Below are 21629 nucleotides of genomic sequence, written 5' to 3'. Positions count from 1 at the left end.
CGATATCCGCCTATCGGCTAGATACGCCACTTCAGTGGATAGGTTAATGTTCGCGCATTTGGTACTGGTCCGATGGCGCGTTCGATGCCAGTTTGCCAGGGACAACGATGCTGACGGCTGACGAACGCAACATCTTTCTATCGACCCTGCCGGCGAGCAGCCGTGATCGCGCGCGGGCTCTCGCCGTCGTCGCGGTCTCGTCGATTCTGTTCGTCATCGCTGCGGTTTATGCCACGGTGCCACTGACCCCGGTGCCGGCTTTCATTGCCAGTTATCAATCCGCGCTCGCGATCAACGATCTCATCACGGCCATCCTGCTGTTTTCGCAGTTCACTATTCTGCGCTCGCGGGCGCTGCTGCTGCTCGCAAGTGGATATTTGTTCACCGCGGCCGCTGCGATCGTCCACGGCCTGAGCTTTCCAGGTGTCTTTGCTCCGACCGGGCTGCTCAATGCCGGCCCGCAGACAACCGCCTGGCTTTACCAGATCTGGCACATCGTATTTCCGGCTCTCGTGCTCGGCTATGCGTTCCTGAAGGACAAGGATGGCGGCCCGAAAATCCCGGGATCCGAGGTACGGGCGATCCTGGGCAGCATCATCGCGGTCGCGGCGGCGATATCCTTTGCTGCCTGGTTCGTCACCGCCAGACATGACCTGCTGCCTGTCATGATCCGTGGCGGACATTTCACCTACACGCTGATCGGTACCCTGTCGGCGGAAGTGCTTCTCAGCTTCGCGGCGCTGCTGATCCTGTGGCACCGGCGACCGCATTCCGTGCTCGACGTCTGGCTGATGGTCGTGATGTGTGCCTGGATGTACGACATCGCACTGTCCGGAATTCTCAACGCGGCCAGGTTCGATCTGGGCTTTTATGCCGGCCGGCTCTACGGACTTTGTGCGGCCAGTTTCGTCCTCGCAGTGCTGTTGATCGACAATATGTCCCTGCAAGGCCAGTTGGCGCGGCTGCTCGAAAAGCTGCGTCGCCAGGCCGCTTCCGAGCGCAGCCTCCACACCGAGCGCGAACGCCTTTTCAGCGCGGTCGTGGAATCCTCCAACGACGCCATCATCACCAAATCGCTCGACGGCATCATCACCGCCTGGAATCGCGCTGCCGAACGCTTGTTCGGCTTCACTTCAATCGAAGCCGTCGGCAGGCGCATCGACATCATTGTTCCACCGGATCGCCGCGCCGAGGTTGGCAACATCCTCGAACAGGTCGGCCGCGGCGAGAGGATGGAAGACTACGAAACGGTGCGCTTGCACAAGGACGGCCGCAACGTGGATGTCCTGCTGAGCATCTCGCCGATCCGGTCGGCCTCGGGCGAAATTGTCGGCGCCTCCATGATCGCGCGCGACATCACCGAAAACAAGCGAACAGAGAAGGCGCTCAATCAGGAGATCGAAGAGCGGCAGCGCATCTTCGAGACCTCGCATGACCTCATCCTGGTATCCGATAGCAAAGGGAATCTCATCCAGGTCAGTCCGAGCGCCAAAGTCATCCTTGGTTATGACCCTTCGGAAATGGCCGGCCAGAGCGCCCTGCTATTCATTCATCCCGACGATCTCGAGAGCACGCGCGCAGAGATGCGTGCCGCGCGCCGCGGAAATGAAATGCGAAACTTCGAGACCCGTTACGTCCACAAGGACGGACAGTCCGTCACATTGAACTGGACCGGCACCTGGTCGGAGCCGGTGAGACGGCATTTCTTCATCGGCCGCGACCTCACCGAGAAGCAGGCGGCGGAAGCCCAGTTGCGGCACATCCAGAAGATGGACGCGATCGGCCAGCTGACCGGCGGCGTCGCGCACGACTTCAACAACATCCTGACCGTGATCACCGGGACCATCGGAATCCTGGAGGAATCGGTTGCCGACAAGCCCGAACTCGTCGCCATTACCAAATTGATCGACGAAGCCGCCGAACGCGGCGCCAACCTGACCAAGCATCTGCTTGCCTTTGCCCGCAAGCAGCCGCTGCAGCCCGTCGAAGTCGACGTCAATGGGCTGGTGCTGGAGGCCGCCAAACTGCTGCATCCGACGCTCGGCGAGAACGTCGAGATCACGCCGCTGCTGGCCGAGGATGCATGGACGGCCCTGGTCGATCCGAACCAGCTCTCGACGGCGGTGCTCAACCTTGCCCTCAACGCGCGCGACGCCATGCCCAATGGCGGCAAGCTCGCGCTCGAGACCGGCAACATCTATCTCGACGAGAACTACGCCGGTATGCACAGCGACGTCGTGCCCGGCCATTATGTGATGGTCGCGGTGAGCGATACCGGCACCGGAATCCCCGCAGCGCTGATCGAGCGGGTGTTCGATCCCTTCTTCACCACCAAGGAGGTCGGCAAGGGCACTGGCCTCGGGCTCAGCATGGTGTTCGGTTTCGTCAAGCAGTCGGGCGGCCATATCAAGATCTACAGCGAGGAAGGCCACGGCACGTCTGTCAAGATGTACCTGCCGCGCGCCACGGGATTGAACCAGACCGCCGCCGAAGCCGCGATATCAGCCAATGTCGAGGGCGGCACCGAGACCGTTCTCGTCGTCGAAGACGATTCGCTGGTGCGCCGTTACGTGATGACGCAGATCGAAAGCCTCGGCTACACCACGCTGGAGGCGGCCAATGCCAGCGAGGCCCTGCAGATCATCGATACCGCCCCGACCCTGCATTTGCTCTTCACCGACGTCATCATGCCCGGCATGATGAATGGCCGCCAGCTGGTCGACGAAGCGCTGAAACGGCGCCCGTCGCTGAAGACGCTGTACACCTCAGGGTATACCGAGAACGCCATCGTTCACCACGGCCGCCTCGATTCCGGCGTGCTGCTGCTCGCCAAGCCGTACCGCAAGTCCGAACTCGCCAGGATGTTCAGATTGGCGCTTGGCAGTTGAGCCTTGTTGACGGCCGATATATCGGCGAGGATGAAAAGATATCGATGGCCGCAATCGGCGCGGACTTGAACGGACCGGCATCTTGAAAAACCTTCTCACCGACATCTCCGGCGTCCGCGTCGGCCACGCCGAAGACGCTTCCGTCGCATCCGGCGTTACCGCGATCATTTTCGATACCCCCGCGACCGCGTCGATCGATGTCCGCGGCGGCGGCCCCGGCACCCGCGATGAAGCCCTGCTCAAGCCTGAAGCCACGGTCGAGGCCGTCGACGCGATTACGCTCTCCGGCGGTTCGGCGCTTGGGCTGGATGCCGCGGGCGGCGTACAGGCCTGGCTCGCCGAACAGGGGCGCGGCCTGCGGATCCGTGAAGCGGTTATTCCGATCGTGCCCGGTGCGATCTGCTTCGATCTTCTCAACGGCGGCAACAAGGCCTGGGGACGTTTCCCGCCCTATCGCGATCTCGGCTATGCCGCCGCCTGCGCGGCGGGCACCGATTTCGCGCTCGGCAGCGTCGGCGCCGGCCTTGGCGCCACCACCGCCAATTTCAAGGGCGGCCTTGGTTCGGCCTCCGCGCAAACCGAAGATGGCGTCATGGTGGCGGCGCTTGCGGTGGTCAACGCCGTCGGCAGCGTGACGGTCGGCGACGGGCCGTGGTTCTGGGCGGCGCCGTTCGAAATCGGCGACGAGTATGGCGGACGCGGACTGCCGCCGTCATTCACGAAAGACATGCTGAAGGCGCGGCTCAAGGGTGCCCCGGAACCGATCTCCGGCGAAAACACCACGCTGGTCGTCGTCGTCACCGATGCGGTGCTGACGAAGGCGCAGGCCAAGCGCCTAGCGATGATCGCGCAGACCGGCATGGCACGCGCGATCTATCCCGTGCATGCGCCAACCGACGGCGACGTGGTGTTTGCGGCGGCGACCGGCAAGAAGCCGGTCGATCCGCGGCATGGCCTCACCGAACTCGGGATGGTGGCGGCCAATGTGGTTGCCCGCGCGATTGCGCGCGGCGTCCATCAGGCGACCGCGCTGCCCTTTCTGGGCGCGCTACCGGCGTGGGGGGATCGCTTCGGCTAGGTCGCGACTACCGAAGCGTCGCCGGGTCTCTTAGAGCGTTTTCAAGCGAAGTGGAGCCCGTTCGCGTGAAGAAAACGCGTCAAACAAAAAAGATCAGGCGCTCAGCGACAGCGATGCCGTGGCCGAAGCTGAAATCGCCTGGGCCTGACGCTGGATCATCTTCTCGATGATATTATACGACGATGTTGCGGCGCTCGAAGCGCTTGCCGATGCGGCCGACGTCATCGTGACCTTGGAACCGTCCGCATAGGTCAGCGATGTCGTGACTGACCCATCGCTGTTGGTGACGGACGTGCTGGAGGCGCCCTGCAGCGCCTGCATCAGGGGATCGGAATTCGATCCGTTCTCGCCGGAACCGCTGGCTTCGTGATGGTGGTGGCGGCCCTTGCCGCCCTTCAGCGCCGATGCCAGTTCGCCAAGACTGACCGAGCCGTCGCCGTCCTTGTCGAGCTTGCCGAAGACGCTGCCGGCCTGATCCAGATTGGTGCCGCCCGCGCCAAGCGCATCGTTGAATTCCGATTTGGTGATCTTGCCGTCGCCGTTGCCGTCGATCTGCGAGAACAGGCTCTTGAGCGAGTCCGAGCGGCTCGTCGACGCCTGTGACGTCGATCCTGTCGAGGACTGGCTTTGCGCAGCCAGCAGCGCGCTCATGGTTGCCGGCGAGATCTGCGAACCGCCGTTACCTCCGGCGCTGCTGCTCGAACCGGTCGAGGCCGAGGCACTCGCGAAAGAGTCGAACAGGCTTGCCTTGCTCGTTCCGGTGGCTTTTGCGGACGACGACTTCGAGGACGTCAGCGCCTGCAGGGCATCGATCGCCGATGACGCGGCACCAAGAGCAAGCAACATGACAGAACCCCAACAACGCCGCTCAGAGCGGCCCCTCGTTCATGCCGGTTCCTCAGCAAGCGCCGTGCCACGGCGAGAAACCCAACAAAACCGCGGCTTTCCTGATCCTGTCCGGGCCGCCAAGTCGGGAACATGCCCGGCAATAGCTGCCCGCGACGGCAGATTTTTCCGCCCGACCGGAGCCATTCGCAGCCGCATTGCCCCCGGCCGCCCTGCATGATACGCGGGGAAATCCGTCCCTTGTGCACCGGAGCGCACATGTCCCAGCAATTTGCGTCGCGTCCGCTCATCATTGCCCCGTCGATCCTCGCTTCGGATTTCTCCAAGCTGGGCGAGGAAGTCCGCGCGGTGGACACCGCTGGCGCCGACTGGATCCATCTCGACGTGATGGACGGGCACTTCGTGCCGAACATTTCCTACGGCCCCGACGTCATCAAGGCGATGCGCCCGCATACCAAGAAAATCTTCGACGCGCATTTGATGATCGCACCGTGCGATCCCTATCTCGAAGCCTTCGCCAAGGCCGGCTGCGACCAGATCACCGTCCACGCCGAAGCCGGTCCGCATCTGCATCGCTCGCTGCAGGCGATCCGCGCGCTCGGCAAGAAGGCCGGCGTCTCGCTCAATCCGGGCACGCCGGTAAGCGCACTCGAATACGGGATCGACCTGATCGACCTCGTGCTCGTGATGTCGGTCAATCCCGGCTTCGGCGGCCAGGCCTTCATCCGCTCGGCGCTCGGCAAGGTGCGCGACATCAGGGCGATGACCGCGGGCCGTCCGATCGATATCGAGGTAGACGGCGGCGTCGGCCCCGACGTCGCGGGCGAACTCGCCGCCGCCGGCGCCAACGCGCTGGTGGCGGGCTCCGCGGTGTTCAAGGGCGGCACCGTGGAGGCCTACAAGACCAACATATCAGCGATCCGCAATGCGGCAGCATTGGCGCGCGGCGAAGCCGTGTAAATTTGTCAGGCCGGCGTCGACGACGCCTTGCGGATGATGTCGTACACCACTCGCACATCGGGCACGGCCTCCATTTTGGTCGCCGTGTAGCTCACCCCGTCCCCGGAATGGTCGGCTTTGGTTTCACCAAACTGGATCGTCCCGCTCGCGTCCGATTTTTCCGTCAAGGTGAGCGTCGGGATCTTGCGATACTCAATCGATTTGGTCGTCGTGCTGAAGATGCCGGAACGCACGATCACGCGCTGGTTCGTGACCGCGTATTCGGTATGTTTCCGGCAAAGCGCGCTCCAGAAGAAATGTCCGACGAGCAAATAAAATCCGACCAGCACGAACGGGACACCGAATAAGGGGAAGAGCGTATTCTGCGCCGAACTGGAGGCGGACGATTGGCTCCAGGCTCCATGAACCCAGAAGACGGAAAAGCTGAAAAAGATCAGCCCGAACCCCGACTTTGAGAGGTCCGCGCTTTCAAAGCGCAGGCCCCGCACGGGTAATCCGCTCCACAGCACACGTTCCCCCGGCGCAAGCTCTTTCTTGATAGCCTCAGTCGGAATTTTCATTGGACCACTTGAGATTGAACGAATGCCGGATCATGCCAAATGGCAAAGCAATATTCCAGCCGATCGCGCTGAAACGGCGACCGGACGCGGCCGGGTTGATGCAAGCCCGATGAAGGCGCGGTTTTTGAACACGCCCTGGAGCGTTCTCGTCCTTGAAAGCGGCCAATCCTCAAGCCAGCGTATGAACAATCACCGGGCCGGCAACCGCCGTCGCCGGTCCCGTGAGCAACGGCGTCAGGTTCTGCTCGATCCAGGCGATCCCGCGCCGGTTCGACTCCTCGGCGCCTGCGTAATTGTTGAAGATGCTGATCGCGGTCACGGTGTCGTCGGGCGCATAGACCACGTAGTAGGCCATGAAACCTTCGACATCGCTGATGATCGGAATCGCACCTTCCTTGATCCTGCGTGCCAGTTCTTCGGCCATGCCGGTCTTAGCCTTGCCCTGACGAATGGCGGCATACATGGAAATCCTCCTTCACCGGTAGCAGAAGCCCCACGCGGCATATTACGCCATCCCCAACAACCGCGCCATCCAACGTTGCGATCCGAACCATTCCTGCACCGCAAGCGACCAACAGACATGAGCTTGGATGAAATTCGATCGACGCTGTTTTCCGCGAAGCTGCGGCGGCTGCTGGCCGAGGCGCTGCAGCACGGCGAGCGCGTGCTCTGGCAGGAACAGCCCGACGCTGTCGCCAACATGCTGATGTGGCGGTTTCTGTGGTGGATCGGATTTCCCTGGCTGGCTCTCACCGCGATTGCGATCTCCAGAGGCTGGATCGATCAGGCAGCGATGTTTCTTCTGCTGTTCGGCGCCATGATGATCGCAGCACCCTTGGTGATGCTGCTGTACGATTCGCAGACGCTATGCGTGATCACCAATCGCCGCGCGCTGATTTTGCGCACGGCCTGGGGCAAACCGACCGTCAGGGGCACTTCGTTCGAGGACATGGACGCGACGTTCGAAATCCTCGACATTGGCCGCGGCGCAGGCCACCTGAATTTCGCATCAGGTATTTCGACCCGGTCGCCCGATACCGACTACACCGGCCGCTTCGGGTTTCGTTGCATTCGAAATCCCGCGGCGGTGCGCGATATCCTCGAGCGCGCGCGCGCCGGGACTACGCAGCGCGACTAGCGAGTTTCCGTCAGGGTTCCGCTCGCGGCTGATGGAACCCGAGGTGTCATCGTCTTGACCTTTAAGCTTCATCGTCTGGCCACGAAGCTTCATGGTCTGGCCATAAAGCCGTAACACCGTCGAACCCTGATATTCGACGGAACCACGCCATGACCAAAGCCCTCACCGCAGCTGCCATCATCCTGATGCTTGCGCCGTCCGTAGCCTTTGCGCAGCACCGGGCCAGTGACGCCGCACTGGGTGCGGTATCGGGCGCGGTGGTGCTGGGACCGATCGGCGCCGTGGCCGGGGCCTTCATCGGCTATTCCGCCGGGCCCGCGATCGCGCGGTCTTGGGGAATTGAAAGGTCAGGCCCGCCGCGACAGCGCCGGCAGGCCTCGAAAGAGCGCGTGCGTGGCGCGAGAGCGGAAGCTGTCGGTAGCGCTGGAACCAGACCGGCCGCCGCTCGCGTCGAAAAAGACGCGCGTGTCGCGACGACCAGGAACGATGTAAGTCCTGCGACGCCAAGCAGGCCATCGCCACCTGCGGCAACGACATCGGCGCCTGCGGCAACGGCACCAGCGCCTGTGGCAACGACACCGCCGCCTGTGCAGACACTCGAGTGAATCAGGCGCGTAGACTGACGTCGACAATCCGAGGCCCGCGAATGATGCCGCCACGCAGGTAAGCACCGCATCTGCAACAATTCATGTTGCGCCGCCGCATGCACAGACTTCGTGCGACCTACCGTAGAAGTCCGGTCTTCACGGAGAACGGCAAATCGAGCACAACGCGCTTCCCGGATTTTTGGGAGTGCGGCACGATGACGATGACATGGGTCTGGACTGGTGTGGCGCTGTGGCTTGCGTTCAATGCAGCCGTCACCGTTTGCCTGCTGGCGGCGGAACCAGGAACCAGGAAGAGAGCATACGCTCGCGCTCGCGCCCGCAAGTGAGTTGATGGAAAGCGGTCGCGAGGCGATCGATGAGGCGCAAGCGCCTCGCGCGGTGTGTTCGTCCTGATCTCGAATTCTTCTTCAGCCGATACGAGTGGCGCCGGCCGACGATGAACCGGCTCGATAGCGGTTCCCGGTCCGATCTTTACGAATTGGAAAGCCGGACGCGGTTACAGGATCGCCGCTAAACACCGTTCCCCAAATTGAAGCCGGCCTGTTCGCATTTTATTGCGCCGTGCGTGGGAACTGTCGCTGCCGCCGAATATTACAGCATCAGAATTTCGAGACCGCTATGAATCCGCTTTGCCCGAACTGTCTGAATGAGATGTCGAAGTCGGCGTCGTCGCGCAACATGTTCCGTTGCGAACCCTGCCGCGAAATCATCCAGTTCTTCGACGTCTGGCAGGATCGCGACACCAAGCCGCCACGTGACGCGAAGCGCCCGATCGATCAGGTTCGCGCCGCCTGACGCAAGGCTGCTTGTGCGTCGGGCGCGGCTATTCCTTCCGACGCAAGATCATGCCGCCGTGATACAGCACGCCGTCGATGAAGTCGCCATCGGCGGTGAAACCGGTGTCATCCCAATAGTCGATGTGATTGCCGCGGATCTCATAGCGTCCCTGGTAGGCGCTCTCGCGATTGCCGCGCGCTTCGTCGTAGCGGCCGTTCGGGAGCAGGTTGTGGCGGATGGTGCCGTCGGCCGTGACCCACATGCCGGCGTAGGAATGGTTTTGTGCCGGCTGGGCGGCAGATTTCCGATCGGAGTTCATCTGAGCGAGACCTTTCTTTACGGGCAAGGCAGCCGCGCCCGCGAGAAGCGTGACAGCCGCAAATATCAATGGATGCTTCATGGGCTGGCCTCCTCAGGGTTGCCTGCCTGGCGTTGCACGACGCGCGGCGAACAGCTCGGACAGCGCTTGCGACGCCGAAATTGCCCGAGGGAAGCCAGCCGGAACTGTCACCATGTAGATGACTTCCTTCAACTCATCCTCGGATACGCCGACATTGAGCGCATAGCCGGCATGGACCTTCATGAAGACCACCTCTCCGATTGCCGCAAATGCGGCGACGGCGGCAAGCTGGCGCGTTCGGTTGTCGAGGCCCGGTCGGGACCAGACATCGCCCAGCGCATAGCCCTGGGTGGCTTCGGCCAGGAATGGAAACTCGAGCCGCATGCGCTCCAGGGTGGGCTGCGGCTGCCCGTTGTTGAGGCTTCGCACGACAGCGTCCCCGCGTTGCAGGCGCTCTTCGGTTGTCTGCGAGTTGGCCGCCGCCGGAATCCCACCGAGCATAACCGCTACAGCGATTGCTCTGTACGAACGGTGAAAACGAAAACCCATTTCTGCCTCCTTATTTGCAGGCTGTCGGCCGGATGACGATCTCGTTCACGTCGACGTCGTCGGGCTGTTCGATGGCGAAGCGGACGGCGCGAGCGATCGCATCGGGTTGCAGCGCAATGGCGCGGTAGGTCTTCATCGCTTCCGCCGCTATCTGATCGGTGATTGTGTCGGCAAGCTCGCTCTCGACCACACCGGGATGGATGCAGGTGATGCGAATGTTGTCGTGTTCCTGCCGCAATCCATCCGAGATCGCGCGCACCGCATATTTGGTCGCGCAATAGACTGCAGCGGTTGGGACAACCGAAAGCGCGCCGATCGAAGCGATGTTGACGACATGGCCGGAGCCGCGGGCCGTCATCTCCGGCAGCACCGCGGCAATGCCGTGCAGCACGCCCTTGATGTTGACGTCGACCATGCGGTCCCACTCATCGACCTTCATCGAGGCCATCAACGAAAGCGGCATCACGCCGGCATTGTTGACGATGACGTCGACGCGGCCCCAGGCCTGCCGCGCGCCTTCCGCAAACGCCGCGACGTCGGCGCGGTCGGTGACGTCGACGCGGCGCGGCATCGCCTCTCCTCCGCTGGCCCTGATTTCATCCGCGAGCGCGTCCAGCCGGTCGAGGCGGCGCGCACCGAGCATGACCTTGGCGCCGGCGGCGCCGAGTTCCCGGGCGATGGCGGCGCCGATGCCGCTCGAAGCGCCCGTGACGAGGATGACTTTGTTGAGCGACATATCTGGTCTCTTTCCTGGCTGGTTTGCGAACCGCCTTTGAGCGGTTGCCAGCAAGTTAGATCTGGCCCATTGTCGCCGGAAGGCGACCATTTCTTCCCAATATGGAAAGAAAATCTAACCAATGGAACCGGACCTCAATGCGCTGGCCGTCTTCGCCCTCGTGGCCGAGGAGCGGAGTTTTCGCGCGGCGGCCGACCGCCTGGGGGTCACGCGCTCGGCGGTCAGCCAGACCATCCGGCGGCTGGAAGAGACGCTTGGCATTGCACTGGTGCAGCGCACGACGCGCAGCGTCAGCCTGACCGAGGCCGGCGAACGCCTCTTTGCCGAGACGGCGCCCGCGATTGCAGAGATGCGCGCGGCCATCGAGACCACCGGGAACCTGCGCGGGCTGCCGCGCGGGCAGCTGCGGCTGGCCGTCTCATCGATCGCGGAGCGCTTTCTCGCAGGCCCGTTCCTGGCGACGTTTGCCGAGGCCAATCCGGAAATCCAGATCGACATCACCGTGACCGACGAGGAATTCGATATCGTCGCCGAGGGATATGACGCCGGCGTCAGACTCGGCGAAGTGATCGAGCAGGACATGATCGCGGTGTCCGTCGCGGGCGACGAGCGCCAGCTTGCGGTTTGCGCCCCGGCCTACCGCGACCGGTTCGGAGTGCCGTCACATCCAAGCGAGCTTGCAGGTCATCGCTGCATCGGCTGGCGCCCCGCGCCCAGGGTCGCACCCTATCGCTGGGAATTCGCCGAGCACGGCAAGGAGTTCAGCGTCGCCGTCGCGCCCGAGATCACGACCAACGACATGGCGCTGATGATCAAGCTCGCCGTCGCCGGCTATGGCATCACCTTTGGCATGGAAGCGAGCTTTCGCCCCTCGATCGAGCGCGGCGAACTCGTGTCTATCCTGGAAGAATATTGCCCGCGCTTCGCCGGCTTCTATTTGTATTATCCAAGCCGGCGCAACACGGCCCCGAAACTGCGCGCGCTGATCGATCACGTCCAGCGCTTCAGATGAACCCTTAAGCCTCGATCGCCTTCGGCTTGCCGCCGCTTTTTTCTTCCTGCTCGGCCGCCTCGGTCGCCACCTTGGCCGAGACGCTGCCCAGAAACGTCCGCATCATCGAATTCTGCCGCGCGCCGATGACGATATGGTCGACCTGATTGACTGCGGTAAATTCCAGAATCGCGGATGCCGGATCGATCGCTTCCAGCACATGCACGGTGAGCCGGCTCTCGTCGAGTTTTAATGGCGAGGCCCAGTGCCGCAGCGCGACCAGCCGGTCGATGTGTTTGTTGTTGCCCTGTTCGTCGAGCGTCCGGTCGATGGTCCTACCGTCGAGTTCGGCGCCCGGCTCGATCGAAGGCTTCGCCATTGCTCACCGCCCCTCAAGCAGGCGATCGGCCAGCCAGCGCGGCAAGCCGTTGGCGCGGATCCGGTCCGCCGCAGTCTCGACGTCGTAGGGCACCCGGCAATAGGTGATCTCGCGCGTCGCGGTATCGAGCATCGCAAACGCCGCCGCCGGATTGCCGTCGCGCGGCTGCCCGACCGAGCCGACAACGGCCAGCCAGCGCCGGCCCCCCAGCAGTTGCACCGGGACATCAGAGGTCGGGACGAAGCTCGTCATCTTCGCCGCCGAGGACATCGAATAGAGCGCGGGCTGGTGGATGTGCCCGCAGAAGGTAACGTGAGCCTCGGTGGCCTCGATACTTCGGGCGGCTTCCGAGGTGCCCTCGACGTAGCGCCATCGCGCCGGATGACTGGCTTCGGAATGCACGTAGAGGCGATCGTCTTCCTGCTGCGTCAGCGGCAATTCGGCGAGGAACCGCCGCTGCGGTGCGCTCAGCCGCCCGCGCGTCCACTCGATCGCGGCCTGAGCCGCGGCATTCATGGTCTCGGACGGCGTGCCGATCGCGTTGTCGTGATTGCCGCGCACGGCGATAGCGCCGCCATGGACGAGGTCCATCACGGTCTCGACCGCCCATTCGGGGTCGGCGCCATAGCCGACGATGTCGCCGAGGCAGATGATCCGCTCGGCGCCCCGCGCGCGCGCCGCCGCAAGACAGGCGCTGAACGCCTGCCGGTTGGCATGGATATCCGCAAACATCGCAAGACGCACATCTCCCTCCGCGCCGTCGTCAGGCACATGGTTTGAAAGATATCAAACTACGGGAGGCTTGCGCCCCGCAATGATGCGGAAGGCGGAACAAGGTAACGATGCGCGCGGGATCAGCGCTTCTTTGGCGCTTCCAGGCCCCTGAGCAGCAGAGCCAGCAGCGCGTCGATGCGGGCCGGCGTCTCCGGATCGCGCCATTCGTCGGCATGCGCGGGATGATGGTAGCGCGTGGTGGCGTCGAACAGCGCACGCGCCGTCACCTTGACGTCGGCGATCTGGAAGACGCCCTGCTTGACGCCTTCGGACATGATATCCGTGACCTGGCCGATCAGGCGCTCCCGGTGCGCATGCACCGCCTCGCAGGCCTCGCGTGCCAGCGTCAAATAGGTCTGGAACATCTCGGGATCTTCCGAAACCTTCTTGTATTTGATCTCGAACATCGTGCGCAGCCACTTCTCGAGCCTGGCAGGCGCCGGTCCGGAGGATTCCGCGATCTTCTGCAGCGGCGCGTTGGCGCGGTCGAGCCAGCGTTTGGCAACCGCCTGGCGTAGCGACGCCTTGCTGGGGAAATGGCGGTAGACGCTGCCGTGGCTGACATCCAGCGCACGGGCAACGTCGACCACCGTGGCCTTGGCCAGCCCGTAGCGGCGCAATACGTCCTCGGTCACCTCCAAAATTCGCTCAGGGGTCAAAACCACGACTTCGTTCATGCGCGCACCTGCGGAATGATGGAATGGGTGGTCATTTGATCCCTTTGTAACCCCTGGAGCCTTGGTAACCCCTGGAGCCTTGCAAGGTTCAGCTCTTCAACGGTCCCAAACGGGTGGCCTGGGCTTCCAGATGGCGGGCCACCTGGGCGTTCAGCCAGCGGGAGATTTGTGTCGTCAGATTAATGATTTCGATTGTCATGGCTTAAGTCCTCTCAAGTACCCAGGCTCAGTGCCAGCGAACCCGGATGACGCCCCTATCCGTGGCGTCGAAGAAGGATATAGCATGTCTCGCTGACAGATTTCAATATCTGTCATTCAGTTTTCCGTGATTGGGGCCCTTCCGTCCGCCCGCATCCGCCGGGCACTCGGCCCAAGCCTGCCCGAGGCTATTCCAGCCGTTTTTCCCGGGCGTTTGTCTCGCTTTGTTTGTCTCATTTGGGCGGCCCTGCTAAAGCACGGCGTAAAAAACAATTCGCCGGAGTCGTCGATGATCCCCCGCTACACCCGCCCGGAAATGGCCTCCATCTGGGAGCCGCAGACCCGTTTCAAGATCTGGTTCGAGATCGAGGCGCATGCGGCCGACGCGCAGGCGGAACTCGGCGTCATCCCGAAGGAAGCCGCCAAAACCGTCTGGGACAAGGCGCGTAACGTCACCTTCGACATCGCTCGCATCGACGAGATCGAACGCGAGACCAAGCACGACGTCCTCGCCTTCACGACCCATCTGGCCGAGATCGTCGGCCCCGAGGCGCGCTTCATTCATCAGGGCATGACCTCCTCCGACGTGCTCGACACCTGCTTCAACGTCCAGCTCACCCGCGCCGCCGACCTGCTACTCGCCGACATCGACAAGGTGCTGGCAGCGCTGAAGAAGCGCGCTTTCGAACACAAGATGACGCCGACCATCGGCCGCTCCCACGGCATCCACGCCGAACCCGTGACGTTCGGCCTCAAGCTCGCTTACGCCTATGCGGAATTTTCCCGCGCCCGCGAGCGCCTGGTCGCCGCCCGCAAGGAAGTCTCGACCTGCGCGATCTCGGGCGCCGTCGGCACCTTTGCGCAGATCGATCCGCGTGTCGAAGAACATGTCGCGAAGGCGATGGGACTGACGCCGGAGCCGATCTCGACGCAAGTGATCCCGCGCGACCGCCACGCGATGTATTTTGCAACGCTTGGGATCATCGCCTCCTCGGTCGAGCGTCTCGCCACCGAAATCCGACACCTGCAGCGCACCGAAGTACTGGAAGCCGAAGAGTTCTTCTCCGAGGGCCAGAAGGGTTCTTCGGCGATGCCGCACAAGCGCAACCCGGTGCTGTCGGAAAACCTCACCGGCCTGTCGCGCATGGTGCGCGCCTATGCGATGCCGGCGATGGAGAACATCGTGCTCTGGCACGAGCGCGACATCTCGCACTCGTCCGCCGAACGCATGATCGGGCCGGACGCCACCGTGACGCTCGACTTCGCGCTGATGCGCCTCGCCGGCCTGGTCGAAAAACTGCTGGTCTACCCCGAGAACATGCAGAAGAATCTCGACCGCCTCGGCGGCCTCGTGCATTCGCAGCGGATTTTGATGGCGCTGACGCAAAAGGGCGCCAGCCGCGAGGACGCCTACAAATACGTGCAGCGCAACGCCATGCCGGTATGGCGCGGCGAAGGGGATTTCCTGACGCTGCTGAAGAAAGACCCCGACGTGAAGAAGCACCTGAGCGACGCCGAAATCGAAGAACGCTTCGACCTCGGCTATCACTTCAAGCACGTCGACACGATCTTCAGGCGCGTGTTTGGGGCAGCGTAGAATTACAGCCGCAAACGAACAACGCAAGAAACGGATCTCCCATGCCCATCGTCAACCGCATCGCCGCTTTGTCAGATGAAATGGCCGCCTGGCGCCATGACTTCCACGAGAATCCGGAATTGCTCTACGAAGTCCACCGTACCGCCGGCATCGTAGCCGACCGCTTGCGCGAATTCGGCTGCGACGAGGTGGTGACGGGCATCGGCCGCACCGGCGTCGTCGGCGTGATCCGCGGCCGCAAGAGCACGTCCGGCAAGACCATCGGCCTGCGCGCCGACATGGATGCGCTGCCGATCGAGGAGACTTCGGGTGTACCCTACGCCTCCAAGATTCCCGGCAAGATGCACGCCTGCGGCCATGACGGGCACACCGCGATGCTGCTTGGCGCGGCCAAATATCTCGCCGAGACGCGCAATTTCGACGGTACGGCTGTGGTCATCTTCCAGCCGGCCGAAGAAGGCGGCGCCGGCGGCAAGGCGATGGTCGACGATGGATTGATGACCCGCTGGGGCATTCAGGAGGTCTATGGCCTGCACAACATGCCGGGCTTGCCCGAAGGGCACTTCCACACCACGCCGGGCGCAATGCTCGCTTCAGCGGATAAGATCGAGATTACGGTGCACGGCAAGGGCGGCCATGCGGGCTCCGGTCCGCACAACGCGGTCGACAGCGTGTTGGTCGGCTCGCAGATCGTCAACGCGTTGCAGTCGATCGTATCGCGCAACGTCGATCCGCTCAAATCGGCCGTGATCTCGATCACCATGTTCCAGGCCGGCACCGCCTTCAACATCATCCCGGAGACCGCCAGGCTCGGTGGAACGGTGCGCACGCTCGATCCTGCAATCCGCGATCTCGTCGAGCGCCGCATCAGCGAGGTTGCCGACAGCGTGGCGCGGGCTTACGGCGGATCTGCCGAGGTCAAATACACACGTTCGTATCCGGTGACGGTCAATCACGCGCGAGAGGCCGGCATCGCCGCAGAAGTGGCCCGCGATGTCGTCGGCGCCGACCGCGTCAACGAGCGCGCGTTGCCACTGATGGGTTCGGAAGATTTCGCATTCATGCTGGAAGCGCGCCCCGGCGCTTTCATCTTCCTCGGCATGGGCGACGGCAATGAATGCCACCACCCCGGCTACACGTTCAACGACAATATCCTCGGCCACGGCGCATCGTACTGGGTGCGGCTGATCGAGAAGTCGATGCCGGCGGGTTGACGACGCGCCACGGCGTTCGGCGGGGAAAAAGGATCAGTCTGCAGCGGTTCTGGCGGCAGCTGAGACGGCGCGCTCTGAGGGCTCTCCGCCCTTGCCAAAGCGATTTGAATCACTCCAAATTGCCCTCAGCTGGCGATGGCCCGATGGACGGGCTGCCGCGGCCCTCACGTCAACCCAACGCTAACCGCGGATCGGCTAAAGTCGCAGCGTGGCAGGTCCTCCAACGATTCTCGTCTTCGATTCCGGCCTTGGCGGTCTCACGGTCCTGCGCGAGATCGTGGGCGCGCGGCCCGACGCCCACTACGTCTATGTCGCCGACGACGCGTTCTTCCCCTATGGCCACCATACCGAAGAGCAGATCATCGCCCGCGTGGTGCCGCTGGTCGGCGAACTGATCGCGGCCCACGCCCCCGATCTGGTGGTGATCGCCTGCAATACCGCCTCCACGCTGGTTATGTCGCATCTGCGCGGCGCCTATTCCGTGCCGTTCGTCGGCACCGTGCCCGCGATCAAGCCGGCCTGCGCCAGTTCCAGAACAAAACGCGTGTCGGTGCTCGGCACCAAGGGCACGGTGAAGCGCGAATACACGCGAAAACTGATCGACGATTTCGCGCAGGGCTGCGAGGTGACGCTGGTCGGCTCGGGTGAACTGGCCTCGCTGGCCGAACGCGCGCTCAACGGCTTTTACGTCAGCGACAAGGACATCTCGGCCGAACTCGCGCCCTGCTTCGTCGATCGCGGCAACGCCCGCACCGACACCGTCGTGCTGGCCTGCACCCACTATCCGCTGTTGCTGGACCGCCTGGTGAAGTTGGCGCCATGGCCGGTCGACTGGATCGACCCCGCGCCCGCGATCGCGCGTCGCGTCTCCGACCTGCTCGGCGGCCCCGGCCGCGAATCCGACACCGCCGGCGCCGAGATGGTGTTCACCTCAAAGCGACCGCACACGCTGAGCCAGGCCTTGATGCCGTTTTTCGGCGGGCGGGTGCCGGCGTAGCGGATAGCCTGTAGGATGGGTAGAGCGCAGCGAAACCCATCACCTTCCTTCAATGACAAAAATCGATGGGTATCGCTGCGCTCCACCCATCCTACGGGATACGGCTCAACCTTTCGATGCCGTAAAAACCGCCAATTGAGCATCGAAGGCGCGCCTGAACGCCGGCCGCGCTTCGCCGCGGGCTACATAGGCGGAGAGGTTTGGATATTCGTCCAGCATATCCGATCCATCCAACCGGCGCAGCACGGTGACCATCATCAGGTCACCGGCGCTGAACGCGCCATCGAGCCAGTCGGCATTGCCAAGGCGCCGGGAAAGCTGGCCCAGCCGATCGCGGACGGGAGCCTCGACCATCGGCAGGCGCTGCTCGTACCAGGCTTCGTCGCGCTCCAGGAGAAAAGCAATTTCCAGATCAACGATTGGCGGCTCCATCGTGTTCAGCGCGGCGAACATCCATGTGATCGCGCGCGCCCGGGCATTCGCATTCTCCGGCAGCAGTCCAGCATGGCGCTGCGCGATATGGAACACGATCGCCCCCGTCTCGAACAGGGCAAGATCGCCTTCTTCATAAGTCGGAATCTGCCCGAACGGATGAAGCGCACAATGCGCGGGTTCCTTCATCGCGCGGAACGACACCAGACGAACGTCGTAAGGTTGGCCCACTTCTTCGAGCGCCCAGCGAACGCGCATGTCACGTGCCTGTCCCTCGCCGCGATCGGGCGAATTCTCAAAGGCCGTGATGGTGGGGATCATCGGGAAGCTCCGGTTGATTGCATGACGCCGTCAAGATTTGCATCCGTAGGACGAACGACCAACGCGGCTCCCGACAACCGGCCTCGCTTTTTTTAACGCGAAGCCCGTAGCCCGTAGGGCGGATTGGAGCCGAAGGCGTAATCCGCCATTTGAGCCAATCGCACCGGATCATCGCTCATCGCCACACAGGTGCGCGAGCTACACAATTCGACATGTGGCGCCGGATTGCACAAACCCTCGTTCGCGACCTAGCCGAAATAGCGGATTACGCCTTCGGCTCCAATTCGCCCTACACGCTAGGCGCTGATATGATATTGCTCACCGACATGGGACGGAAAATTCTGCCCTCCAGAGGTCACCTGGGCGGATTGCATTTTGAAGCCGGGAAAAGGGCTTTCGAAAAGGAGTATCGATGCCTCCTCCGTTCAAGGTCGAGTTGAAATCTCACGATCCCAAGTGGGCCAGCAAAGCTGAAGATGAAGGTCAGGCGCTTGCAGCCAGGATGGGGGCATGCCTGCTGAACGTTCATCATATCGGCTCAACCGCCATCCCCGACATTCATGCTAAGCCCATCCTCGACCTCATGCCGGTTGTGACGAGCCTGGCGGAGCTGGACGAGCGCAAGCCGCACATCGAGACGCTGGGTTATGAATGGTGGGGAGAGTTTGGCCTTCCCGGCCGGCGCTACTATACGAAATCCGATCCTGATACAGGGCGCAGGCTCGTGCAGCTTCATTGTTATGCCCGGGGTTCGCCGGAGATCACGCGGCACCTTGCATTCCGGGAGTATCTACGAGGGCACCCTGAGGTCGCGCGTACGATCGCGAGAAGATCCGATGCCAGGCACGGCATCCTGATGATTCCCACGCTTACGGCGACTGCAAAGGCCGATGGATCGAAACAGTCGAAGCCGAAGCGCTCAAATGGTTTCCCGGCAAGTAGCCGTATAGGCGAACGCCCTCACTCTCGACCCTCGTCAATCAGCCTATCCGCCGTCCATCCGGGCCGCAATAACTAAACTTCCCGTAGCCTGGTCTTCAGGGTGTGATCCCGTAACCACTAACCGCGCCCCCCATCCCGCCCTGATCGACGCGCCTGCAGTATCAACGAATACGCGGGTCTTCGTCGGCGGCCAACTCGTCCGCCGTGGCTCAAAGAGCGACCTGTCCGCCGTAGCTCGAAGGTAGAAGGCGTTGTCCGCCGTTACAGGCTCACAGAGCCCGTTCCTACTCGTCTATCTCCTGCAGCTTCCGCTCGACCAGCTTCAACTCTGCCTGAATTTCCTTGATGGTATCGTCGTCCGAAGCCGCCTGTCGCAACTTGCGTCGCAATTCCAGAATTTGCATTGCGAGTTCTACGCGCTCGTTCGGATGAGACATCAAGTCTAACCGCCGTATCTCACTAATGTTGCACGAGATTGACGTTTGAAACCTCCAAAGATTCCGGCTTGGCTTGATCTGTCCGGTCTCCGACATTAGCACGCGACCCGGCAGGGATCGTATTTTGCAGGGTGGGCCGTGAACAAGGCGCGAGAGTTCATAGATCTCTGGATTGAGAACACAGCGTTCATGCGGTAGAGCAATTCCGGACCCCCGGAGCGTCGCAGAACGTCAGCGAACTGGCTGCGCGCTGCATCGAGAATGCGAAAGCCCAAGGCATCTCGGATGCCGATATGGAGGCCGAGATTGGCGACGTTGCCGAGTACATCAGGGACAAGCTCAGAGAGGCCAACAAGGCCGAGAGCGACCGCCAGTAAAATAGCCGCTAGTTATTCTGCCGCCTTGATCAGTCCGACTTTCCTCTCCAACTGCCAGATCTCTACATCATGGCCGTCGACGAGCCGCCTCGCCTTCTGGAGAGCCTCTTCATCATCAGCGGCGTTGAAGCCTTCGGCACCGGATATGTGCCCGTCCTGACCGATGGTGAAGGCGCGGTAGTCTTTCACGTCGGCGCACGGAGACCTGGAGACCGCAGCCAGTCGCTCATGTGAGCGCCTGTCTCCGCCTGACGTGCCCTGCGAATGGTTTCGTCGCGCACCTTGCCGGGCGGAAGCAGTGCGGCTTCCTTGCGGAGGCGCTTCGCCTCTTGCGCGAGACGTTCTTCTAGGGAGAGTGTTTGCTCGAAACGGCGTCGCTGCTGCTGCATGGCGCTGCTCCCTGTTTTGAATGGGGCGGGAGCGCAACCGGCGTTCTCATCACAGATATAGGCCACGAACCGCGCTGTGATGGTTGAGTGTCCGATACCGGACAAAGAAATGCCAGCAGAAAATATTAGTTTTTCCCGGGAACGTAATCGGTCCGCAGATTTTGGCTTATGAGGGGGCTTTTCCATCGGAAGCCCGACTTGATCTGCACCGGCTTTGGCGCGGTTGTGACGGAAACCGGAGCGACAGGCCCACCTATAAGTTCCATATAAGCTATTCCCCTTTGGTGCGTGCTCTCGGAGCGCACCCCTTCCCGCGGAGATGCGGCCCGACCGACCGGGCGGGAACCGCAGTGCCAGAACGCAACGCTTCGGCGGAACAAGCTAACAATCTCCTCGCGTCTTTGCCTCATGCCCAGTTCAGCTTGCTTTCGCCTTACATGGCCGTTGAGCAATTGGCGCAGGGTGCCGTTCTGACCGAGGCCGGCGAAGAGACCGAAAACGTCTACTTCCCACACCGGGGTATGCTGTCACTGCTGGCTGTGTTGAAGGACGGCAGGGCCATCGAAACCGCCACCGTTGGACGCGAAGGCGTTGTTGGCGCGATGGCCGGGCTTGGCGTGCACATTTCGCACGTCAGGGTGGTTGTGCAGCTTCAAGCCGAGGTTACAAGAATTCCGGCAAGCCGATTTCGGAAGGCGACGGGAGATAGCATCCCCCTTCGAAACCTCTGCGTGGGCTACAACGAAATCCTGCTGTCCCAGGCTCGAATTAACGCAGCTTGCAACGCCGTTCACCTCATCGAGGCCCGCTTTTGCCGGTGGCTCCTGCAAACGGCTGATACGGCTGGAAGCAATACCATCAATCTGACACAGCAATACTTGGCGGAAATGCTGGGCGTGCGGCGCACTTCGGTAACCGAAGTCGCGAAAAAGATCCAGGATAGCGGCGCAATTCATTACTCTCGCGGAGAAATACAGATTCTCGATCGCCATGTTTTGGAGCGTCTATCTTGTGAATGCTATGCGACCCTGCTGGAGCAGTCGAAGCGCATTCGGTAGACCGACGCTTACCCCTCCTTCAGCCCCTTGAACGAGCTTTGCCGAGCGTCGTGGATCACGCTTCCTTGTCGCGAAACTCCCACCTTGATTGCTCGAAGCAGGTATCGCTAAACGCCAACTGCGGTCGCCCCCCACGCAAGCGCAATCTTGCGACCCGCATGTGACAAATCAACCCGACGGGCAAATCAGTTCTGATTTGCGGAAATAGTGTCAAGCCCCAAAATAAAAAATATTTCTGTTTACCGGAAGGACAATCAGGTGCATATGTTTGGCCATCCCGTCCTACTCAGAAGGGCGTCGGCCGTCGTCACGGACGTTGGGCGGGTTGCGGTGGACGCTGGTTTACGCTGAGACGACGGCGTGGAT

Annotated in this window: 24 protein-coding genes and 1 pseudogene; 12 read left to right on the top strand and 13 right to left on the bottom strand. The window is 62.3% G+C overall.

Annotation, left to right across the window (positions count from 1 at the left end; genetic code table 11):
* The first annotated feature begins 107 nt into the window (after window positions 1-107).
* Complete coding sequence (locus JQ574_RS19500; RefSeq protein WP_212204591.1) at window positions 108-2888, top strand: PAS domain S-box protein; 2781 nt, start codon at window positions 108-110, stop codon at window positions 2886-2888.
* Between the two features lie 82 nt (window positions 2889-2970).
* Window positions 2971-3966, top strand: coding sequence for a P1 family peptidase (locus tag JQ574_RS19495; protein ID WP_212204589.1), 996 nt, complete (start codon window positions 2971-2973; stop codon window positions 3964-3966).
* A gap of 93 nt (window positions 3967-4059) precedes the next feature.
* On the opposite strand, the gene JQ574_RS19490 is transcribed toward JQ574_RS19495, so the two are convergent.
* The gene (locus tag JQ574_RS19490; RefSeq protein ID WP_212204587.1) at window positions 4060-4812 is read right to left on the bottom strand and encodes an EF-hand domain-containing protein; all 753 of its coding nucleotides are present in this window, start codon (window positions 4810-4812) and stop codon (window positions 4060-4062) included.
* A 258-nt stretch (window positions 4813-5070) separates the two neighbouring features.
* On the opposite strand from JQ574_RS19490, the gene rpe reads away from it, so the two are divergent.
* Window positions 5071-5772 carry a ribulose-phosphate 3-epimerase gene (gene rpe, locus JQ574_RS19485; protein WP_212383781.1) on the top strand — a complete coding sequence of 234 codons (702 nt, stop codon included), beginning with the start codon at window positions 5071-5073 and terminating at the stop codon, window positions 5770-5772.
* A gap of 5 nt (window positions 5773-5777) precedes the next feature.
* Here rpe and JQ574_RS19480 read toward each other — a convergent pair whose 3' ends face one another.
* Genes JQ574_RS19480 through JQ574_RS19470 form a run of 3 tightly spaced genes read right to left on the bottom strand, consistent with a single transcriptional unit; the run spans window position 5778 to window position 6795 of the window.
* On the bottom strand, window positions 5778-6332 hold the full coding sequence (locus JQ574_RS19480) for a PH domain-containing protein (RefSeq protein ID WP_212204582.1): 555 nt from the start codon (window positions 6330-6332) through the stop codon (window positions 5778-5780).
* Entirely contained in the window at window positions 6316-6498 is a 183-nt protein-coding gene (locus JQ574_RS19475) for a hypothetical protein (RefSeq protein ID WP_212204580.1), read from the bottom strand. The genes JQ574_RS19480 and JQ574_RS19475 overlap by 17 nt, the downstream gene beginning before the upstream one ends.
* Window positions 6499-6501: 3 nt before the next feature.
* Entirely contained in the window at window positions 6502-6795 is a 294-nt protein-coding gene (locus tag JQ574_RS19470; protein WP_192734137.1) for an antibiotic biosynthesis monooxygenase, read from the bottom strand.
* Window positions 6796-6912: 117 nt separating this feature from the next.
* On the opposite strand from JQ574_RS19470, the gene JQ574_RS19465 reads away from it, so the two are divergent.
* The 3 genes from JQ574_RS19465 to JQ574_RS19455 all read left to right on the top strand — a co-directional run bounded on the left by JQ574_RS19465 (window position 6913) and on the right by JQ574_RS19455 (window position 8873).
* Complete coding sequence (locus tag JQ574_RS19465) at window positions 6913-7470, top strand: hypothetical protein (protein ID WP_249119456.1); 558 nt, start codon at window positions 6913-6915, stop codon at window positions 7468-7470.
* Window positions 7471-7619: 149 nt separating this feature from the next.
* A complete protein-coding gene (locus tag JQ574_RS19460; RefSeq protein ID WP_212204578.1) occupies window positions 7620-8075 on the top strand; it encodes a hypothetical protein in 456 nt (151 codons plus the stop codon).
* A gap of 621 nt (window positions 8076-8696) precedes the next feature.
* On the top strand, window positions 8697-8873 hold the full coding sequence (locus JQ574_RS19455) for a hypothetical protein (protein ID WP_212205046.1): 177 nt from the start codon (window positions 8697-8699) through the stop codon (window positions 8871-8873).
* Window positions 8874-8901: 28 nt separating this feature from the next.
* Here the strand turns inward: JQ574_RS19455 and JQ574_RS19450 are convergent, their stop codons facing one another.
* The 3 genes from JQ574_RS19450 to JQ574_RS19440 are packed head-to-tail and all read right to left on the bottom strand — an operon-like array spanning window position 8902 to window position 10480.
* Entirely contained in the window at window positions 8902-9255 is a 354-nt protein-coding gene (locus tag JQ574_RS19450) for an Atu4866 domain-containing protein (protein ID WP_212204577.1), read from the bottom strand.
* A 12-nt stretch (window positions 9256-9267) separates the two neighbouring features.
* Entirely contained in the window at window positions 9268-9744 is a 477-nt protein-coding gene (locus JQ574_RS19445) for a carboxymuconolactone decarboxylase family protein (protein ID WP_212204576.1), read from the bottom strand.
* Between the two features lie 10 nt (window positions 9745-9754).
* Entirely contained in the window at window positions 9755-10480 is a 726-nt protein-coding gene (locus JQ574_RS19440; protein WP_212204575.1) for an SDR family oxidoreductase, read from the bottom strand.
* A 121-nt stretch (window positions 10481-10601) separates the two neighbouring features.
* Between JQ574_RS19440 and JQ574_RS19435 the strand changes: the two genes are divergently transcribed.
* The gene (locus JQ574_RS19435; protein WP_212204574.1) at window positions 10602-11492 is read left to right on the top strand and encodes a LysR family transcriptional regulator; all 891 of its coding nucleotides are present in this window, start codon (window positions 10602-10604) and stop codon (window positions 11490-11492) included.
* Window positions 11493-11496: 4 nt separating this feature from the next.
* Here the strand turns inward: JQ574_RS19435 and JQ574_RS19430 are convergent.
* From JQ574_RS19430 to JQ574_RS19420, 3 genes and pseudogenes are all read right to left on the bottom strand, one after another.
* Window positions 11497-11805, bottom strand: a pseudogene (locus JQ574_RS19430) (universal stress protein); the annotation flags it as partial.
* Window positions 11806-11853: 48 nt separating this feature from the next.
* The gene (locus JQ574_RS19425; RefSeq protein WP_212204571.1) at window positions 11854-12594 is read right to left on the bottom strand and encodes a metallophosphoesterase; all 741 of its coding nucleotides are present in this window, start codon (window positions 12592-12594) and stop codon (window positions 11854-11856) included.
* A gap of 110 nt (window positions 12595-12704) precedes the next feature.
* Window positions 12705-13301 carry a TetR family transcriptional regulator gene (locus JQ574_RS19420; protein ID WP_212204567.1) on the bottom strand — a complete coding sequence of 199 codons (597 nt, stop codon included), beginning with the start codon at window positions 13299-13301 and terminating at the stop codon, window positions 12705-12707.
* A 487-nt stretch (window positions 13302-13788) separates the two neighbouring features.
* Between JQ574_RS19420 and purB the strand changes: the two genes are divergently transcribed.
* From purB to murI, 3 genes are all read left to right on the top strand, one after another.
* Window positions 13789-15096, top strand: a complete 1308-nt coding sequence (purB, locus tag JQ574_RS19415) for an adenylosuccinate lyase (RefSeq protein WP_212204566.1) — start codon at window positions 13789-13791, stop codon at window positions 15094-15096.
* A 41-nt stretch (window positions 15097-15137) separates the two neighbouring features.
* A complete protein-coding gene (locus JQ574_RS19410; protein WP_212204565.1) occupies window positions 15138-16310 on the top strand; it encodes a M20 aminoacylase family protein in 1173 nt (390 codons plus the stop codon).
* Between the two features lie 208 nt (window positions 16311-16518).
* Entirely contained in the window at window positions 16519-17307 is a 789-nt protein-coding gene (murI, locus tag JQ574_RS19405; RefSeq protein WP_212204564.1) for a glutamate racemase, read from the top strand.
* A 105-nt stretch (window positions 17308-17412) separates the two neighbouring features.
* On the opposite strand, the gene JQ574_RS19400 is transcribed toward murI, so the two are convergent.
* Complete coding sequence (locus JQ574_RS19400) at window positions 17413-18060, bottom strand: glutathione S-transferase family protein (RefSeq protein ID WP_212204563.1); 648 nt, start codon at window positions 18058-18060, stop codon at window positions 17413-17415.
* Window positions 18061-18472: 412 nt separating this feature from the next.
* On the opposite strand from JQ574_RS19400, the gene JQ574_RS19395 reads away from it, so the two are divergent.
* The gene (locus JQ574_RS19395) at window positions 18473-19078 is read left to right on the top strand and encodes a GrpB family protein (RefSeq protein ID WP_249119455.1); all 606 of its coding nucleotides are present in this window, start codon (window positions 18473-18475) and stop codon (window positions 19076-19078) included.
* A gap of 750 nt (window positions 19079-19828) precedes the next feature.
* Here JQ574_RS19395 and JQ574_RS19390 read toward each other — a convergent pair.
* Both JQ574_RS19390 and JQ574_RS19385 read right to left on the bottom strand, forming a co-directional pair.
* Window positions 19829-20005, bottom strand: a complete 177-nt coding sequence (locus tag JQ574_RS19390; protein WP_212204562.1) for a hypothetical protein — start codon at window positions 20003-20005, stop codon at window positions 19829-19831.
* Window positions 20002-20205: a hypothetical protein gene (locus JQ574_RS19385; RefSeq protein WP_212204559.1), complete on the bottom strand. Its 204-nt coding sequence runs from the start codon at window positions 20203-20205 to the stop codon at window positions 20002-20004. Before JQ574_RS19385 ends, JQ574_RS19390 begins: the two co-directional genes overlap by 4 nt.
* A 350-nt stretch (window positions 20206-20555) precedes the next feature.
* On the opposite strand from JQ574_RS19385, the gene JQ574_RS19380 reads away from it, so the two are divergent.
* Entirely contained in the window at window positions 20556-21263 is a 708-nt protein-coding gene (locus tag JQ574_RS19380; RefSeq protein WP_212204557.1) for a Crp/Fnr family transcriptional regulator, read from the top strand.
* Window positions 21264-21629: the final 366 nt, after the last annotated feature.

The organism is Bradyrhizobium sp. AUGA SZCCT0158 (assembly GCF_018130065.1).
In the GTDB taxonomy this organism is placed as follows: domain Bacteria; phylum Pseudomonadota; class Alphaproteobacteria; order Rhizobiales; family Xanthobacteraceae; genus Bradyrhizobium.
This window is presented reverse-complemented; position numbering and strand designations above follow the sequence as displayed.

Coding starts and splice junctions, on each gene's coding strand:
- JQ574_RS19500 (WP_212204591.1), top strand. CDS start 108: ATGCTGACGGCTGACGAACGCAACATCTTTCTATCGACCCTGCCGGCG.
- JQ574_RS19490 (WP_212204587.1), bottom strand. CDS start 4,812: ATGTTGCTTGCTCTTGGTGCCGCGTCATCGGCGATCGATGCCCTGCAG.
- rpe (WP_212383781.1), top strand. CDS start 5,071: ATGTCCCAGCAATTTGCGTCGCGTCCGCTCATCATTGCCCCGTCGATC.
- JQ574_RS19480 (WP_212204582.1), bottom strand. CDS start 6,332: ATGAAAATTCCGACTGAGGCTATCAAGAAAGAGCTTGCGCCGGGGGAA.
- JQ574_RS19470 (WP_192734137.1), bottom strand. CDS start 6,795: ATGTATGCCGCCATTCGTCAGGGCAAGGCTAAGACCGGCATGGCCGAA.
- JQ574_RS19465 (WP_249119456.1), top strand. CDS start 6,913: ATGAGCTTGGATGAAATTCGATCGACGCTGTTTTCCGCGAAGCTGCGG.
- JQ574_RS19460 (WP_212204578.1), top strand. CDS start 7,620: ATGACCAAAGCCCTCACCGCAGCTGCCATCATCCTGATGCTTGCGCCG.
- JQ574_RS19455 (WP_212205046.1), top strand. CDS start 8,697: ATGAATCCGCTTTGCCCGAACTGTCTGAATGAGATGTCGAAGTCGGCG.
- JQ574_RS19450 (WP_212204577.1), bottom strand. CDS start 9,255: ATGAAGCATCCATTGATATTTGCGGCTGTCACGCTTCTCGCGGGCGCG.
- JQ574_RS19445 (WP_212204576.1), bottom strand. CDS start 9,744: ATGGGTTTTCGTTTTCACCGTTCGTACAGAGCAATCGCTGTAGCGGTT.
- JQ574_RS19440 (WP_212204575.1), bottom strand. CDS start 10,480: ATGTCGCTCAACAAAGTCATCCTCGTCACGGGCGCTTCGAGCGGCATC.
- JQ574_RS19435 (WP_212204574.1), top strand. CDS start 10,602: ATGGAACCGGACCTCAATGCGCTGGCCGTCTTCGCCCTCGTGGCCGAG.
- JQ574_RS19420 (WP_212204567.1), bottom strand. CDS start 13,301: ATGAACGAAGTCGTGGTTTTGACCCCTGAGCGAATTTTGGAGGTGACC.
- purB (WP_212204566.1), top strand. CDS start 13,789: ATGATCCCCCGCTACACCCGCCCGGAAATGGCCTCCATCTGGGAGCCG.
- JQ574_RS19410 (WP_212204565.1), top strand. CDS start 15,138: ATGCCCATCGTCAACCGCATCGCCGCTTTGTCAGATGAAATGGCCGCC.
- JQ574_RS19400 (WP_212204563.1), bottom strand. CDS start 18,060: ATGATCCCCACCATCACGGCCTTTGAGAATTCGCCCGATCGCGGCGAG.
- JQ574_RS19395 (WP_249119455.1), top strand. CDS start 18,473: ATGCCTCCTCCGTTCAAGGTCGAGTTGAAATCTCACGATCCCAAGTGG.
- JQ574_RS19385 (WP_212204559.1), bottom strand. CDS start 20,205: ATGCAGCAGCAGCGACGCCGTTTCGAGCAAACACTCTCCCTAGAAGAA.